Raw genomic sequence first — 14,216 nt, forward strand, 5'->3', positions numbered from 1 at the left:
CGGACATGGACGAGAAGGAAACACTTCGGGTGGGCGCCGCCGTCCGCCGACAGCGCAGATCCCTGGGACTCACCCTGGCCGCCGTGGCTTCGCGCAGCGGCCTTTCCGTGCCGTTCCTCAGCCAGATCGAGAACGAGCGCGCCAGACCCAGCGCCCGGTCGCTCGACCGGGTCGCCGAGGCTCTGGAGACCACCACCGCCCGGCTGCGCGCCGCCGCGGACTCCGCACGCGCGGTCGACGTCGTGCGCGCCGCCGAGCAGGACGGGGTGCACCGGGTGGTCCGGGGACGCCACCAGCTCAGCGCCCTGGAATTCAGCGGTGAGCTGGACCTCGGGCGCGAGTTCCAGCACCGCAACGACGAGCTCCTGTACGTGGCCGAGGGCGCCGCCGAAGTGGAGGCGGAGGGCCGCGCCTACCGGCTGGTCCAGGGCGACACGCTGTTCCTGTCCGGCGGCGTCCGCCACCGCTGGCGGGCCACCCTCCCCGGCACCCGGCTGCTGTGCGTCGCGGTCGCCGAACACATCGACGCCACGTCCGACCCCCGGCGCTGAGGGCCGCCGTGCGCGTCGTCTCCCTGGTCCCCTCCCTCACCGAGGCCGTCGCCGGGACGGCCCCCGGCCTGCTCGTCGGCGTCACCGACTGGTGCACCCACCCGCCCGGGCTCGGCGCCGCCCGCGTCGGCGGCACCAAGAACCCCGACGTCGAAGCGGTCCTGGCCCTGCGCCCGGACCTGGTGGTGGCCAACGAGGAGGAGAACCGGGCCCCCGACCTCGCCGCCCTGCGGGACGCCGGTGCGGACGTCCTCGTCACCACCGTCCGCACCCTGGACGACGCCTTCGGCGAGCTGGACCGGCTGCTGACCGGCGCCTGCGGGCTGCCCCGCCCGCGCTGGCTGGACGAGGCCGAGGCGGCCTGGGCGTCCCTCCCGCCGCCCGGCCCGCCGCGCCGCGCGATCGTCCCGGTCTGGCGCAGGCCCTGGATGGTGCTGGGCCGCGACACCTTCGCCGGCGACCTGCTCGCCCGGCTCGGCGTGGCCAACGTGTACGCGGACCACGCCGAGCGCTACCCGCGCATCCCGCTCGACGAGCTGAACGCGGCAGGCGCCGACCTGGTGGTCCTGCCCGACGAGCCCTACCGCTTCACCCGGGACGACGGACCCGAAGCCTTCCCCGGCCTGCCCGCCGCCCTCGTGGACGGGCGGTACCTCACCTGGTACGGGCCGTCGCTGGTACGGGCCCCCGAGGCGCTGCGAGCAGCACTCCGCTGACGAGCCCGCGCACCGTGCGCACGCCCGCCACCGCCCACGCCGACACCAGCAGCACGTACAGCGCGACGGCCAGCCAGCTGAACGCGGTCAGTCCGGTGTACCGGGCCAGGCCCGCCGCGCCCGTCACACAGGTGCCGACGGGGAACGTGAAGCCCCACCAGGTCATCGAGAACGTCATCCCGCCCCGGACCGCCCGCACCACCAGCGCCGCGGCCAGCGCCAGCCACATCAGGGCGAAGCCCATCACCGGCACCCCGTACAGCACCGCGAAGGCCCGCAGCGCCGAGGCGTACGGGCTCCCGATGGCGCCCGGAGCCACATCGGCCAGCGCGTTGACCGCGGTCGTGGACTGGCCGAGCGGACCGAGCACCAGGAACAGGGTGGGCGTCAGGGCGAGCGGCAGCGGGCCCCCGTGCACCAGCCGCCCGAAGACCAGCGGCAGCATGACCAGCGTCGCCAGCAGGCTCAGCCCGAACATCGCGTAGCAGCCGAGCAGCAGCGCCTCGCGCCCCTGCCCCGGGGGCAGCTCCGCCACGAGCAGCGGGCCGAGCGCGGCGGACACCATCGGCGCCACTACGGGCAGCAGCCACACCGGGGACGCGGTGCCCGGCTCCGGCCGGTGGCGCGTGATCATGAGATACGGGACCGCCACGGCCGCCACCAGTCCGGTCACCGTGCCGGCCGTGTACAGGACCACGTCCAGCGCGAGCGCCGCCCGGTGCCCGATGAGGTCCTGGCCCACGGTCATGCCGGAGCCCCCGACGGCCAGCAGCGCCATCGACAGGCAGCCGTAGAACGGCGCGACGGCCTGGTCCGCGAGATGGGCGCGCGCCTGGTCGCGGTGGGCCGCCCAGTGCCCGGCGCGGGCGGCCAGCACGGCGGCGAGCAGCAGCGCCGAGCACAGCCAGACCACCGTGCAGGCGCCCCGCAGCCCCGGCACATGCACCGGCAGCGCGGCACCGGCGCTCGCGACGATCGCGGTGCCCATCACCGTGGCGTACCAGTTGGGCCCGAAGTGCCGCAGCGCGGGCCGCCGGAGGGTGCCGGAGTACGGGGGAGAGGTGCGGGTCCGCAGATAGATGGCCATGCCACGATCCTCTGCGGCGCGGCGGGACCCCACCAGGGAGCACCGCCCTATGAGGTCATAAAGTGGACTTATGTCCAGCGAACCGCCCGCCCCCCTGTCCCACCGGGTGCCCGACCTGGGCGCGCTGGAACTGCTCCTCGCCGTCGCCCGGCACGGCAGCCTCGGCCGGGCCGCCCGGGACGTCGGGATCACCCAGCCCGCCGCCAGCAGCCGGGTCCGCTCCATGGAACGGCAGCTCGGCCTCGCCCTCCTCGACCGCTCACCCCGGGGCTCCCGGCTCACCGACGCCGGCGCCCTGGTCACCGACTGGGCGCGCCGGGTCGTGGAGGCCGCCGAGGCGTTCGACGCGGGCGCCCAGGCGCTGCGCGACCGCCGCGACTCCCGGCTGCGGGTCGCCGCCTCCATGACCATCGCCGAATACCTGCTCCCCGGCTGGCTCATCGCCCTGCGCGCCGAACGCCCCGGCACCGCCGTCTCACTGCTCGCCGGGAACTCCGCGGTGGTCGCCGAGCGGCTGCTGAGCGGCGAGGCGGACCTGGGCTTCGTGGAGGGCCTGTCCGTCCCGGCCGGGCTCGACGGCACGGTCATCGCCCACGACCGCCTCGTCGTCGTGGTCGCCCCCGCCCATCCGTGGGCCCGCCGCCGCACCCCGCTGACCCCGGGCGAACTGGCCGCGACGCCGCTGATCCTGCGCGAGCACGGCTCCGGCACCCGCCAGGTCCTGGACGCGGCGCTCGCCGTCCACGGCCCGCTGGCCCCGCCGCTCCTGGAGCTCTCCTCGACCACCGCGCTCAAGGGCGCGGCGGAGAGCGGCGCGGGCCCCTGCGTCCTGAGCGAACTGGCGCTCGGCGAGGAGCTGTCGGCCCGCCGCCTGGTCAAGGTCCCGATCGCCGGGGCCCGGCTGCGCCGCCAGCTGCGCGCGGTCTGGCCCTCGGGGCACCGCCCCACGGGCCCGGCCCGCGACCTGCTCGCACTGACCCGGTCGGAGCCCTCCGGGGGCACGGCCTAGGGCCGCTCCTCGTCGTAGGCGTCGCGGTGGGCCGAAGGCGACCGCGTACGCCGTCCGCGCCGCGACCCCCGCGGTGATGCCGCTGACCGGCATCGGCCTCATGGTCCGCCCGGGCCGGGCCCGAGAAAAACGGGGCGACGTGCCGGGCCCGTGCACGACACCCTTGCAGGGCACGGCATCCCAGCGAAAGGACGATCGATGAGCACTTCGCCGTACCTGAGAAGGGCCGGCGCGGACGACGCCGCCGAGGTCACCCGGCTGCGCCGGATCATGCTCGCCTCCGCCGGAGTCGTCCCGGAAGCCGACTGGACCCCGGTGTGCGAGGCGTACTTCCGCGAACGGCTCGCCACCGACCCGCACTTCGTCGCCTATGTGATCGACGCCGGGGACCGGCTGCTGTCCAGCACGGTCGGCCAGTACATGTGGTCGCTGCCCCGGCCGGACCGCGCCCCGTACGTCGGGCACATCGCCTCGGTCGCCACCGACCCCGCCCACCGGCGGCGGGGGTACGCCCGCCTGACCTTCCGGGCCGTCCACGACCACCTGGTCGAGGCCGGGTGCTCCCGGATCAACCTGACCGCGTCGCCCGAGGGCGAGGGCCTGTACCGCTCGCTGGGTTACGGAGACCCCACCGGACCCACCCCGCTGACCTGGACGGCCGCCACCGCGCCGGACACACCGGGAGGCACGCGCCGATGACCGCCACCGCACCGCCCGCACAGGGCGTCCGCCACCCCTGGTCCGGCCTGCCCGCCCCCGTCCGCGCGGCCGTCGAGGACATCCTCGGCGCGCCCGTCACCGAGGCCCGCAGCCAGAGCGGCGGCTTCTCGCCCGGAGTCGCCGCCCGGCTCCGCCTCGCGAACGGCGGCCGGGCCTTCGTCAAGGCGGTGAGCGCCGAGGTGAACGCGGACAGCCCGGACCTGCACCGCGCCGAGGCCCGCGTCACGGCCTCGCTGCCGGCGCACGCCCCGGTGCCCCGGCTGCTCGGCTCGTACGACGACGGGACCTGCGTCGCCCTCGTGCTGGAGGACATCGACGGCCGCCAGCCCCGGGTGCCCTGGGACCGGACCGAGCTGGACCGGGTCCTGGCGGCGGTGGGGGACCTCGCCCGGATCCTCACCCCGGCCCCGGCCGAGGTGCCCGCCGTCGCCGGCCTGAAGGCCCGGATGTTCACCGGCTGGCGCACCCTGCACGCCGCCGGCGGCGACGCCCGCCTCCACCCCTGGGCCGCCGGCCGCCTCGCCGCCCTCGCGGAGCTGGAGTCCCGCTGGGCCGAGGCCGCCGCCGGGGACACCCTCGCCCACGGCGACCTGCGCGCCGACAACATCCTGCTCACCCGGGACCGGACCGTCTTCGTGGACTGGCCGCACGCGGTGCGCGCCGCGCCCTGGTTCGACCTGCTGGTGATGCTCCCGTGCGTGGCGGCCCAGGGCGGCCCCGACCCGGACGCGCTGTTCACCGCCCACCCGCTCGGCCGGGACGCGGACCCGGACGCCGTGACCGCCGTACTCGCCGCCGTCGCCGGGTACTTCGCGGAGCACGCGCTGCGCCCCGACCCGCCCGGCCTGCCGACGCTCCGCGCGTTCCAGGCCGCCCAGGGCGCCGCCGCCCTGACCTGGCTGAGGCAGAGGTTCTGAGCCCCCACCGCCTCCAGCAGACCCCGTACCGCGCCTAGAGTGGAGCGATGAGCTATCCGACGCCGCCCGGCTGGTATCCGGACACCTCCGCGCCCGGCCTGGAGCGCTGGTGGGACGGGACGGCATGGACCGCCCACACCCGGGCGCCCGCCGCGCCCGTCCCCGCCCCGGTCCCGGCTCCGGCTCCGCAGCGCGGCGGAAGCGCCCGGGCCGTCGCGCTCGTGGCGGCCGGGGCGGTCGTCGTCGGCGCCGTCGTGACCGGGGCCGTGCTCCTGACCCGGAACGACGACCCGGAGGCCCCGACCGCCCACGCCTCGCCGAAACCCGCGCGGAGCAGCACCGGCCGCCCCTCACCGGACGGCACACCGGCCAAGCAGGACCCGAACGTGCTCGTGGATCAGCTCAACGGCATCACCCTGCCGATTCCCGACGGCTGGGAACGGATCGAGCACCCCTTGGAAGAAGCGCTCACGATGCGCACCGCCCAGGACGAGGGGTACTTGTGCCCCACCAACCGCTCCGCGGTGTGCGACCACGGCGCAGTGACCATCCGCACCGCAACCCGCACCGACCTCACCACACCCGAGGAGATAGCCAAGAAGGACATCGTCGAGGCGGCCGACCTCGCGTACGAGGAGGACCTCATCGGCCGCTCACTCCACGGCGGCATCATGTCGCACCGTCAGCTCTCCGCAGGCGCGGTCAGCGTGGCCGGGCGCACCGGATACCAGGTGCGCTGGCGAGTCGTCACCGGAAAGGGCCCCGGCGGCTATGTGCAGACGCTGGTCTTCCCCTCACCCAACGGCAGCGAGTCGCCCGTCATCGTGCGGTACGCCTTCGACGCCGGACACGACGGACCGCCCCTGGCCCTCATGGACACCCTCACGAAGGGCATCCGCCCGATCGGCGCGGAGGCGACGGACGGCGGCGTGGGCAGCGCGGTCGAGCACACGCCCTAGAGGAACGTCCGCCCTTCACCCCGGTACGTCGGAACCGTCGCCGTCACGCGGTCGCCCTCGATCAGGTGCAGCGCGTCGAACCGCTCGCACAGCTCACCGGCCTTCGCGTGCCGGAACCACACCTTGTCACCGATCAGCAGATCGTCGGCCGGGGCGCCCAGCAGCGGGGTCTGCACCTCGCCCGGCCCCTCCTGCGGGTCGTAGCGCAGCCCCTCCGGGAGGTACGGGACCGGCAGCCGGTCCGCCCCGGCCGCGCCCGACGCCGGATAACCGCCGCCGAGCACCGTCACCACGCCCACGCCCGGCCGCCGCACCACGGGCTGCGCGAACAGGGCCGCCGGACGGGCCGTGAACGAGGTGTAGTTGTCGAACAGGCGCGGCACGTACAGCCCCGAACCGGCGGCGATCTCCGTCACCGCGTCCTCCGCCGCCGTGTGCTGCACGCTGCCCGTGCCGCCGCCGTTCACGAACTCCAGCTCCGGCGCCACGGCACGGACCGCCCGCACCACCTCGGCCCGCCGGGCCGCCAGCTCCTTGCGGGCCGTGGCCTGCATCAGCCGGATCGCCCGGGACCGCAGCGGACGCCCCGCCACCGAGTCCCCGACCCCCGCGATGTGCCCCTCGTAGGCCATCAGCCCGACCAGCCGGAAACCGGGCCGCCGGACCACGGACCTCGCCAGGTCGGCCAGCTGGGCGGGGGAGCGCAGCGGCGAGCGCAGGGCACCGATCCGGACCCGGCCGCCGAGCATCCGCAGCGAGGTGTCCAGCTCCAGGCAGACCCGGATCTCCTGGGTGCCGCCCGCCCGCGCCGCGTCGATCAGGTCCAGCTGGGCGTGGTCGTCCACCATCACCGTCACCGCCGCGGCGAGCTTCGGATCGGCGGCCAGCTCCGCGTACGCCGGGCGGTCGGCGGACGGGTACGCCAGCAGCACGTCGTCGAAGCCGGCCCGGGCCAGCCACAGCGACTCCGCGAGCGTGAACGACATGATCCCCGCGAAACCGGGCCGGGCCAGCACCCGTTCCAGCAGGGCCCGGCAGCGCACCGACTTGCTCGCCACCCGGATCGGCTTGCCCGCTGCCCGGCGGACGAGATCGTCCGCGTTGGCGTCGAACGCCTCCAGATCCACGACGGCGACGGGGGCGTCGAGATGGGCGGTGGCCCGGTCGTAACGGGCCCGGTCAGTGGCTCGGGCAGTCATGGCCGCAGCTTGCCAGACGGTTCTACCGCTGGGTAGGGGGAAGATCCGTGCAGATCGGCCGGTGCGCGTACGGCCCGCTCCCACCAGGGTCTCCCCAGCCCGTAGAGTGACGCCCACGCGGCGAACGGGGTCCGCCCACGCGGGCGGGAGGTACGCGCGGTACGGAACGGACCAGGGGGGCGGATGAGCACCGAAGCGCGGCGCTCCCCCGTACCACCCCGCCCGACGGCACCGCCGCCGTACGAGCCCGCCCCGTCACCCGCCGACCGGCCACCCCCCGAGCCCCCCGCCCGCCCCCGCCGGGCCGTCGCCGCCGCGGTCTGCGCCGTCCTCGGGCTCGGGCTGATCGCCGGGGCCGCCGCCGGCCACTGGCTCACCGGTGGCCCCGACGACGATCCCGCCGCCCGCAGCGCGTACACCGTGAGCCGCGAAGCCTGGCACAGCATCCCCGTGGACACCCTCTTCCCGCGCACCCTGAAGGGCGACGGCACCGGACCCGGCGGCGCCGACCGCGTCTGGACCAGGCTCGCCGTCGCCCCCGACAGCGGCTGCGCCGACGCGTTCGACCCGCTCCTCGCCAAGACCCTGCGTACGGTCGGCTGCGCCCACGTCCTGCGCGCCACGTACACCGACGCGACCGCCAGCAGTGTCACCACCGTCGGGCTGGCCTTCACCGAGGCCGACACCGACGCGATGCGGGCCCTCGGCGCCCGGTTCGCAGACAGGCACCTCGACCGCCGCACCGACCTGCTGCCCCGCACCTACCCCGTGAAGGACAGCCCGGCCGCCTCCTTCGGCGCCCGGCAGCGCGCCAGCTGGTCCGTCCGCGTACTGACCGGGATACCGGTCGTCGCCTTCGCCGTGACCGGATTCGCCGACGGACGCGTGAGCACCCCGCCCCAGCCCGCCGACCGGGCCATGGCCACCGGCGCCACCACCCCCGCCGCCCAGGCCGGACTCGGCCACGAGGCCAAGGGCCTGTCCGACGGCGTCGAACGCGCGCTGCGCACCCATGTGGCCGACCTCATGGAGCAGCCACGATGAAGCACACCCTGGGCGTCCTCTGCGCGGCCACCGCCCTCGCCCTGCTCCCCGCCACCCCCGCCGGGGCCGACACCATCCGGGCCCAGCAGTGGGGCCTGGCCGCCATGCACACCGACCGGGCCTGGGAGACCACCCGCGGCAAGGGCGTCACCGTCGCCGTGGTCGACACCGGCGTCGACGGCAGCCTGCCCGACCTCGCGGGCCAGGTCCTGCCCGGCAAGGACCTCATCGGCTTCGGCGCCGGGCGCGGCGACAAGGCATGGGCCAGGCACGGCACCGCCATGGCCGGGATCATCGCGGGCCGGGGCCACGGCAGCGGACGCGCCGACGGCGTCCTCGGCATCGCGCCCGAGGCGAAGATCCTCCCGGTCCGCGTCATCCTCGAAGCGAGCGACCCGGACCGCGCCGAGGCCCGCAGGACCCGGGGCACCGCGCTCGCCGACGGCATCCGCTGGGCCGCCGACCACGGCGCCGACGTCATCAACCTCTCCCTCGGCGACGACAGCGAGTCCGCCCACCCCGAGCCCGGCGAGGACGCAGCAGTCCAGTACGCGCTGAAGAAGGGCGCCGTCGTCGTCGCCTCGGCCGGCAACGGCGGCGAGAAGGGCGACCACATCTCGTACCCCGCCGCCTACCCCGGGGTCATCGCCGCCGCCGCCGTGGACCGGTACGGCACCCACGCCTCGTTCTCCACCCGCCGCTGGTACGCCACCGTGAGCGCTCCCGGCGACGACATCGTCGTACCGGCACCGGACCACAAGTACTACGTGGAGTGGGGCACGTCCGCCGCCGCCGCGTTCGTCTCCGGCGCGGTGGCCCTCGTGAAGTCCGCGCACCCCGGGCTCACGCCCGCGCAGATCAGGACGCTGCTCACCGACACCGCCCGCGACGCCCCCGCCGAAGGCCGCGACGACGCGCGCGGCTACGGAATCGTCGACCCGGCCGCGGCCATCGAGGCGGGCGGCGCCCTGCGCTCCGCCGACGCGCGCGGCGACTCCGCCCCGGCGGGCTACCGCAAGCGGTACTTCGGCGCCGGGCCCACGCCCGAGCCCGAGGACGACGGACCGGCCGGCTGGCTCGCCCCGGCGGCCGGTGGCCTCGGCGTCCTGCTGCTCGCGGCGGGCGTGCTGCTGTGGCGCGGCCGCTCCCCGTTCACCCGGAACCGCTGACCGGGCCCCGCCGGCCAGGCACTACGCTCGCCCTGTGGCGCAGAAGAACATCCCGGACCCCGGTTTCTCCGACGACGACGGCACCGCCGACCCCGCCCTGGCCTCGGCGCTCGCCGCCTGGGCCGAGGACCGCACCGCCGTCGCACCGGTCCTCGAAGCGCTGAAGGGCGCCCGGCTGCTCGTACCCGTCGTGGCCGTCCTCGGCGAGGTGGAAGAAGACGAGAACGGACTCCGGCGCGAGAAGACCAGTGACATGGCGGTGCCCACCCTCCAGGCCGGGGACCGCCGCGCCCTGCCCGCCTTCACCTCCACCGCGTCGCTGGCCCGCTGGGACCCGCAGGCCCGCCCCGTCGCCGTACCCCTGCACCAGGCGCTCCAGGCCGCCGCGCACGAGAAGGCCGACACGGTGGTGCTCGACCTCGCGGGGCCGGTGGCCTTCGAGCTGACCGGGGCCGCCCTGCGCGCCCTCGCCGAGGGCCGTACCAGCGCGGACCCGCTGGACGACCCGGCCGTCACCGCCGCCGTCCGCGCGGCGGTCGCCGCCGAGCCCGCCGTGCTCCGCGCCCACCTCGGCCCCGGCAGCGCCGACGGCACCCTCGCCCTGGTCCTCGCCCCCGAGGCCGACCCGGCCGAGGCGGCGGGCCGGGTCGCCCGCGCGCTGGCGGCCGACGAGGTGCTGCGCGCCCGGCTGGTCCGGGGCCTGGACCTCGCGCTGCTCCCGGCCGGGGCGAACACACCGGGTGAGCCGCTGTTCACGCGCTGATTGCCCGCACGGCTCGGCGCGCGCAAAGCTGTACACAGCCGGAGAATTGCGAAGAAAAGGGAACGATCTTCGCGAGGTGGTTGTATGCAGACGCGGACAGCCGTGTCGGAGTTCCTCGGCACCCTGCTGCTGGTCTTCTTCGCCGTGGGAGCGGCGGTGCTGTGCGTCGATTACATCGGAACCCTGGGCATCGCCCTGGCCTTCGGTTTCGTGCTCCTCGCACTCGCCTACGCCCTCGGCCCGATCTCCGGCTGCCACATCAACCCGGCGGTCACCCTCGGCATGCTGATGGCCCGGCGGATCGACGTGCGCACGGCCGTGACGTACTGGATCGCGCAGTTCCTCGGCGGCATCGCCGGTGCGGCGCTGCTGTTCCTGCTGGCCAAGCAGGTGCCGGGGCTGAAGACGAGCGGCAAGTTCGGCAGCAACGGCTACGGCGACCGCTCGGACGTGCACATCAACCTCGGCGGCGCCTTCCTGGCCGAGGTGGTGCTCACCTTCCTGCTGGTCTTCGTGGTCCTCGCGGTGACCCACAAGGTGGCGGTCGTCGGCTTCGACGGGCTGCCCATCGGCATCTCGCTCGCGGTGATCCACCTGGTCGGCATCCCGCTCACCGGCACCTCCGTCAACCCGGCCCGGAGCCTCGGCCCGGCCCTGTTCGCGGGCGGGGCGGCCCTCTCCCAGCTGTGGCTGTTCATCGTGGCCCCGCTGGTCGGCGGCATCCTCGCGGCGCTCGCCCACCGGCTGACCCACCCGTCCATGCGGGGCGGCGAGACGGCCGCGGAGGTCTGACCCGCACCCGCGAAGCGAAGAGCCCCCGCCGGAAGGACCGGCGGGGGCTCGTTCACGTACGAAGGAGGGGGAGGGGGCTCAGCCGAAGACCGGGCCGGTGTACTTCTCGCCCGGGCCTTGGCCCGGCTCGTCCGGGACGAGCGACGCCTCGCGGAAGGCCAGCTGGAGGGACTTCAGGCCGTCGCGCAGCGGGGCGGCGTGGAAGGAGCTGATCTCGGTGGTGCTCGCGTCCAGCAGACCGGCCAGCGCGTGGACCAGCTTGCGGGCCTCGTCCAGGTCCTTGTGCGCGTCGCCGTCCTCGGTCAGGCCGAGCTTGACGGCGGCGGCGCTCATCAGGTTGACGGCGACCGTCACGATCACCTCGACGGCGGGTACCTCCGCGATGTCGCGGGCCATCTCGTCGAAGCCGGGGGAATCACTGCTGGGGGTCGCGTCACTCATGCGCCTTACGATAGGCCCACGGCTCCGGCCCTCCGTCCGCGGGAGTCGGTGAGACAGTCGGTTGGTGCCCGCTCGGCCGAGCTGCTAACCTTGTGTAACGACCGGCCGGACAGCTATGTGCCCGGCCCACAAGTGGAGGCTCCGTTCTCCCACCTGACCGCCCTCAGGGCGGCGGGTCACCGGTCAGGCGGTCCCCATCGTTCCGTACGGACGATGGAACCGCCCGATGCGCCCCGCGGTTCACCGTGGCGGTGTTCCGGTTTTCCAGGAGCCCCGCCTGTGTCCCGTCCGGGGCATTTTTCTTGCTCCGATGCGGTTGGTCTGTCTGAAACAGACGTTACGTGGCTGTCCGCCAGGCGGTCGCGTGGTGCTACCGAGGAGGATCCATCAGCGCCGAGCCCCGCATCAACGACCGGATTCGCGTGCCCGAGGTGCGACTTGTCGGTCCCAGCGGCGAGCAGGTCGGGATTGTGCCGCTTGCCAAGGCCCTGGAACTCGCACAGGAGTACGACCTCGACCTGGTCGAGGTGGCGGCAACCGCCCGTCCGCCCGTGTGCAAGCTCATGGACTACGGGAAGTTCAAGTACGAGTCGGCCATGAAGGCCCGTGAGGCGCGCAAGAACCAGGCGCACACGGTCATCAAGGAGATGAAGCTCCGGCCGAAGATCGACCCGCACGACTATGACACCAAGAAGGGTCACGTCGTTCGGTTCCTCAAGCAGGGCGACAAGGTCAAGATCACGATCATGTTCCGCGGTCGTGAGCAGTCCCGCCCCGAGCTGGGCTTCCGACTGCTCCAGCGGCTCGCTTCGGACGTGGAGGAACTCGGCTTCATCGAGTCCAACCCGAAGCAGGACGGCCGGAACATGATCATGGTTCTGGGCCCGCACAAGAAGAAGACCGAAGCCATGGCCGAGGCCCGCGAGGCCCAGGCCGCCCGCAAGGCGGAGCGCCAGGGGAACAACACCCCCGACGCCGCGCCCGCGGAGAAGGCCCCGAGGCTCCGGCCGAGGCGGCGCCCGAGGCCGAGGCCGAGACACCTTCCGAGGCGTGACCGCGGGGGGTGCCATCCAGGCACCCCCGGGTCCCCCGGAACCCCCATCAAGATCTGACGCCCCTGCAGTCCGGTGCCCGCACCGAGAGGGGCGCCACTGACGAGGAGATAACGGCGCGATGCCGAAGAACAAGACGCACAGCGGTGCCAGCAAGCGCTTCAAGATCACCGGCTCCGGCAAGGTGCTGCGCGAGAGGGCCGGCAAGCGCCACCTGCTCGAGCACAAGTCGTCCAAGAAGACGCGTTCGCTGACCGGCACGGTCGTCGCGGCTCCGGCCGACGCCAAGAAGGTCAAGAAGCTTCTCGGCAAGTGAGGCCGTAGTCCCCGGTGAGCCCGGGGACGCGCCCTCGATCCGACCGGGACCAATTCGTTTCCGGGCCGTGTGAGTACGACCACGGCCCCGCTACAAGGAGTTAACAAGTGGCACGCGTCAAGCGGGCAGTCAACGCCCACAAGAAGCGCCGGGCGATCCTCGAGCAGGCCAGCGGTTACCGCGGTCAGCGTTCGCGCCTGTACCGCAAGGCCAAGGAGCAGGTCACCCACTCCCTGGTCTACAACTACAACGACCGCAAGAAGCGCAAGGGCGACTTCCGTCAGCTCTGGATCCAGCGCATCAACGCGGCTGCCCGCCAGAACGGCATGACGTACAACCGCCTCATCCAGGGTCTGAAGGCCGCCAACATCGAGGTGGACCGCAAGATCCTGGCCGAGCTCGCGGTCAACGACGCCAACGCGTTCGCCGCCCTCGTCGAGGTCGCCCAGAAGGCCCTCCCGAGCGACGTCAACGCCCCGAAGGCCGCCTGACCCAGGCGCACTTCTCGGCTTCCCCGCCGGACCCGCAGGCGCCCGCCGTCTGCGGGTCCGGTGCGTTGTACCACCAGGACCTTTTCGTAACGCAGAGAGGCTCGCCGCCGACATGGGCACCCCCGAACTGATCTCCCCGCGATCGCCCCGAGTCGCCGCCGCCCGGCGGCTGGCCCGGCGCAACTTCCGCGGCAAGGAGCGCAGGTTCATCGCCGAGGGGCCGCAGGCCGTGCGCGAGGCCGCCGAGCACCGGGGCGACGACGGCGAACCGACCCTGGTCGAACTCTTCGCCACCGTCGAGGCCGCCGAGCGCTACACCGCGATCATCGACGCCGCCCACGCGGCCGGTGCCCGGGTCCACCTCGCCGGCGCCGACGTCCTGGCCGACGTCTCCCAGACCGTCACCCCGCAGGGCCTCATCGGGGTCTGCCGCTTCCTCGACTCGCCCTTCGACGCGATCCTCGCCGCCCGGCCCAAGCTGGTCGCCGTCCTGGCCCATGTCCGCGACCCCGGCAACGCCGGCACGGTGCTGCGCTGCGCCGACGCGGCGGGCGCCGACGCGGTCGTCCTGACCGACGCCTCCGTCGACCTGTACAACCCCAAGTCGGTGCGCGCCTCGGTCGGTTCGCTCTTCCACCTGCCGGTCGCCGTGGGCGTCCCCGTCGAACAGGCGGTACGCGGGCTGCGCGAGGCGGGCGTCCGCATCCTGGCCGCCGACGGCGCGGGCGCGGACGACCTGGACGACGAGCTGGACGCCGGGACGATGGGCGGGCCCACCGCCTGGGTCTTCGGCAACGAGGCGTGGGGCCTGCCGGAGGAGACCCGCGCCCTGGCCGACGCCGTGGTCCGGGTGCCGATCCACGGCAAGGCGGAGAGCCTGAACCTCGCCACCGCCGCCGCCGTCTGCCTCTACGCCTCCGCACGCGCCCAACGCCCCCGCCGCACCCCCGCCTGAGCCCCTCCGTACGCCCTCACTTCGACGGAGAGCCG

At 74.4% G+C, this 14,216-nt stretch carries 17 protein-coding genes; 14 read left to right on the top strand and 3 right to left on the bottom strand.

The window, feature by feature from the left end; all coding sequences use genetic code 11:
* Positions 1-5: 5 nt before the first annotated feature.
* Together NEH16_RS26060 and NEH16_RS26065 are read left to right on the top strand one after the other, a co-directional pair.
* Positions 6-551 carry a helix-turn-helix domain-containing protein gene (locus NEH16_RS26060; RefSeq protein ID WP_073967895.1) on the top strand — a complete coding sequence of 182 codons (546 nt, stop codon included), beginning with the start codon at positions 6-8 and terminating at the stop codon, positions 549-551.
* An 8-nt stretch (positions 552-559) separates the two neighbouring features.
* Entirely contained in the window at positions 560-1,267 is a 708-nt protein-coding gene (locus NEH16_RS26065) for a helical backbone metal receptor (RefSeq protein WP_265545256.1), read from the top strand.
* On the opposite strand, the gene NEH16_RS26070 is transcribed toward NEH16_RS26065, so the two are convergent.
* A complete protein-coding gene (locus NEH16_RS26070; RefSeq protein WP_265545257.1) occupies positions 1,206-2,354 on the bottom strand; it encodes a TDT family transporter in 1,149 nt (382 codons plus the stop codon). The genes NEH16_RS26065 and NEH16_RS26070 overlap by 62 nt on opposite strands.
* 70 nt (positions 2,355-2,424) lie before the next feature.
* On the opposite strand from NEH16_RS26070, the gene NEH16_RS26075 reads away from it, so the two are divergent.
* The 4 genes from NEH16_RS26075 to NEH16_RS26090 all read left to right on the top strand — a co-directional run bounded on the left by NEH16_RS26075 (position 2,425) and on the right by NEH16_RS26090 (position 5,959).
* On the top strand, positions 2,425-3,363 hold the full coding sequence (locus NEH16_RS26075; protein WP_073967890.1) for a LysR family transcriptional regulator: 939 nt from the start codon (positions 2,425-2,427) through the stop codon (positions 3,361-3,363).
* A 198-nt stretch (positions 3,364-3,561) separates the two neighbouring features.
* A complete protein-coding gene (locus NEH16_RS26080) occupies positions 3,562-4,062 on the top strand; it encodes a GNAT family N-acetyltransferase (protein ID WP_073967888.1) in 501 nt (166 codons plus the stop codon).
* Positions 4,059-5,000 carry an aminoglycoside phosphotransferase family protein gene (locus NEH16_RS26085; protein ID WP_265545259.1) on the top strand — a complete coding sequence of 314 codons (942 nt, stop codon included), beginning with the start codon at positions 4,059-4,061 and terminating at the stop codon, positions 4,998-5,000. Before NEH16_RS26080 ends, NEH16_RS26085 begins: the two co-directional genes overlap by 4 nt.
* Before the next feature lie 47 nt (positions 5,001-5,047).
* Complete coding sequence (locus NEH16_RS26090) at positions 5,048-5,959, top strand: DUF2510 domain-containing protein (protein WP_265545260.1); 912 nt, start codon at positions 5,048-5,050, stop codon at positions 5,957-5,959.
* Here NEH16_RS26090 and NEH16_RS26095 read toward each other — a convergent pair.
* Positions 5,956-7,158 (bottom strand): amino acid deaminase/aldolase, encoded by a 1,203-nt coding sequence (locus NEH16_RS26095; RefSeq protein ID WP_073967884.1) that lies wholly within the window; start codon positions 7,156-7,158, stop codon positions 5,956-5,958. The genes NEH16_RS26090 and NEH16_RS26095 overlap by 4 nt on opposite strands.
* A 183-nt stretch (positions 7,159-7,341) precedes the next feature.
* On the opposite strand from NEH16_RS26095, the gene NEH16_RS26100 reads away from it, so the two are divergent.
* The 4 genes from NEH16_RS26100 (at position 7,342) to NEH16_RS26115 (ending at position 10,926) form a co-directional block, all read left to right on the top strand.
* Positions 7,342-8,202: a hypothetical protein gene (locus NEH16_RS26100; RefSeq protein ID WP_265545262.1), complete on the top strand. Its 861-nt coding sequence runs from the start codon at positions 7,342-7,344 to the stop codon at positions 8,200-8,202.
* The gene (gene mycP / locus NEH16_RS26105) at positions 8,199-9,371 is read left to right on the top strand and encodes a type VII secretion-associated serine protease mycosin (protein WP_265545264.1); all 1,173 of its coding nucleotides are present in this window, start codon (positions 8,199-8,201) and stop codon (positions 9,369-9,371) included. The genes NEH16_RS26100 and mycP overlap by 4 nt, the downstream gene beginning before the upstream one ends.
* Before the next feature lie 34 nt (positions 9,372-9,405).
* Positions 9,406-10,134: an SseB family protein gene (locus NEH16_RS26110; protein WP_265545266.1), complete on the top strand. Its 729-nt coding sequence runs from the start codon at positions 9,406-9,408 to the stop codon at positions 10,132-10,134.
* A gap of 84 nt (positions 10,135-10,218) precedes the next feature.
* Positions 10,219-10,926 (top strand): MIP family channel protein, encoded by a 708-nt coding sequence (locus NEH16_RS26115; RefSeq protein WP_073967878.1) that lies wholly within the window; start codon positions 10,219-10,221, stop codon positions 10,924-10,926.
* Between the two features lie 78 nt (positions 10,927-11,004).
* Here NEH16_RS26115 and NEH16_RS26120 read toward each other — a convergent pair whose 3' ends face one another.
* Entirely contained in the window at positions 11,005-11,367 is a 363-nt protein-coding gene (locus NEH16_RS26120; RefSeq protein ID WP_073967877.1) for a DUF1844 domain-containing protein, read from the bottom strand.
* A 341-nt stretch (positions 11,368-11,708) separates the two neighbouring features.
* Between NEH16_RS26120 and infC the strand changes: the two genes are divergently transcribed.
* The 4 genes from infC (at position 11,709) to NEH16_RS26140 (ending at position 14,181) form a co-directional block, all read left to right on the top strand.
* Positions 11,709-12,479, top strand: a complete 771-nt coding sequence (infC, locus tag NEH16_RS26125; protein ID WP_343299521.1) for a translation initiation factor IF-3 — start codon at positions 11,709-11,711, stop codon at positions 12,477-12,479.
* Positions 12,480-12,540: 61 nt separating this feature from the next.
* Positions 12,541-12,735, top strand: coding sequence for a 50S ribosomal protein L35 (rpmI, locus tag NEH16_RS26130; protein ID WP_018103793.1), 195 nt, complete (start codon positions 12,541-12,543; stop codon positions 12,733-12,735).
* 107 nt (positions 12,736-12,842) lie between these two features.
* Positions 12,843-13,226, top strand: a complete 384-nt coding sequence (rplT, locus tag NEH16_RS26135) for a 50S ribosomal protein L20 (RefSeq protein WP_018103794.1) — start codon at positions 12,843-12,845, stop codon at positions 13,224-13,226.
* Between the two features lie 112 nt (positions 13,227-13,338).
* Positions 13,339-14,181: a TrmH family RNA methyltransferase gene (locus NEH16_RS26140; RefSeq protein WP_073967875.1), complete on the top strand. Its 843-nt coding sequence runs from the start codon at positions 13,339-13,341 to the stop codon at positions 14,179-14,181.
* Positions 14,182-14,216 lie beyond the last annotated feature (35 nt).

This window comes from Streptomyces drozdowiczii (assembly GCF_026167665.1).
Lineage (GTDB): Bacteria > Actinomycetota > Actinomycetes > Streptomycetales > Streptomycetaceae > Streptomyces > Streptomyces drozdowiczii_A.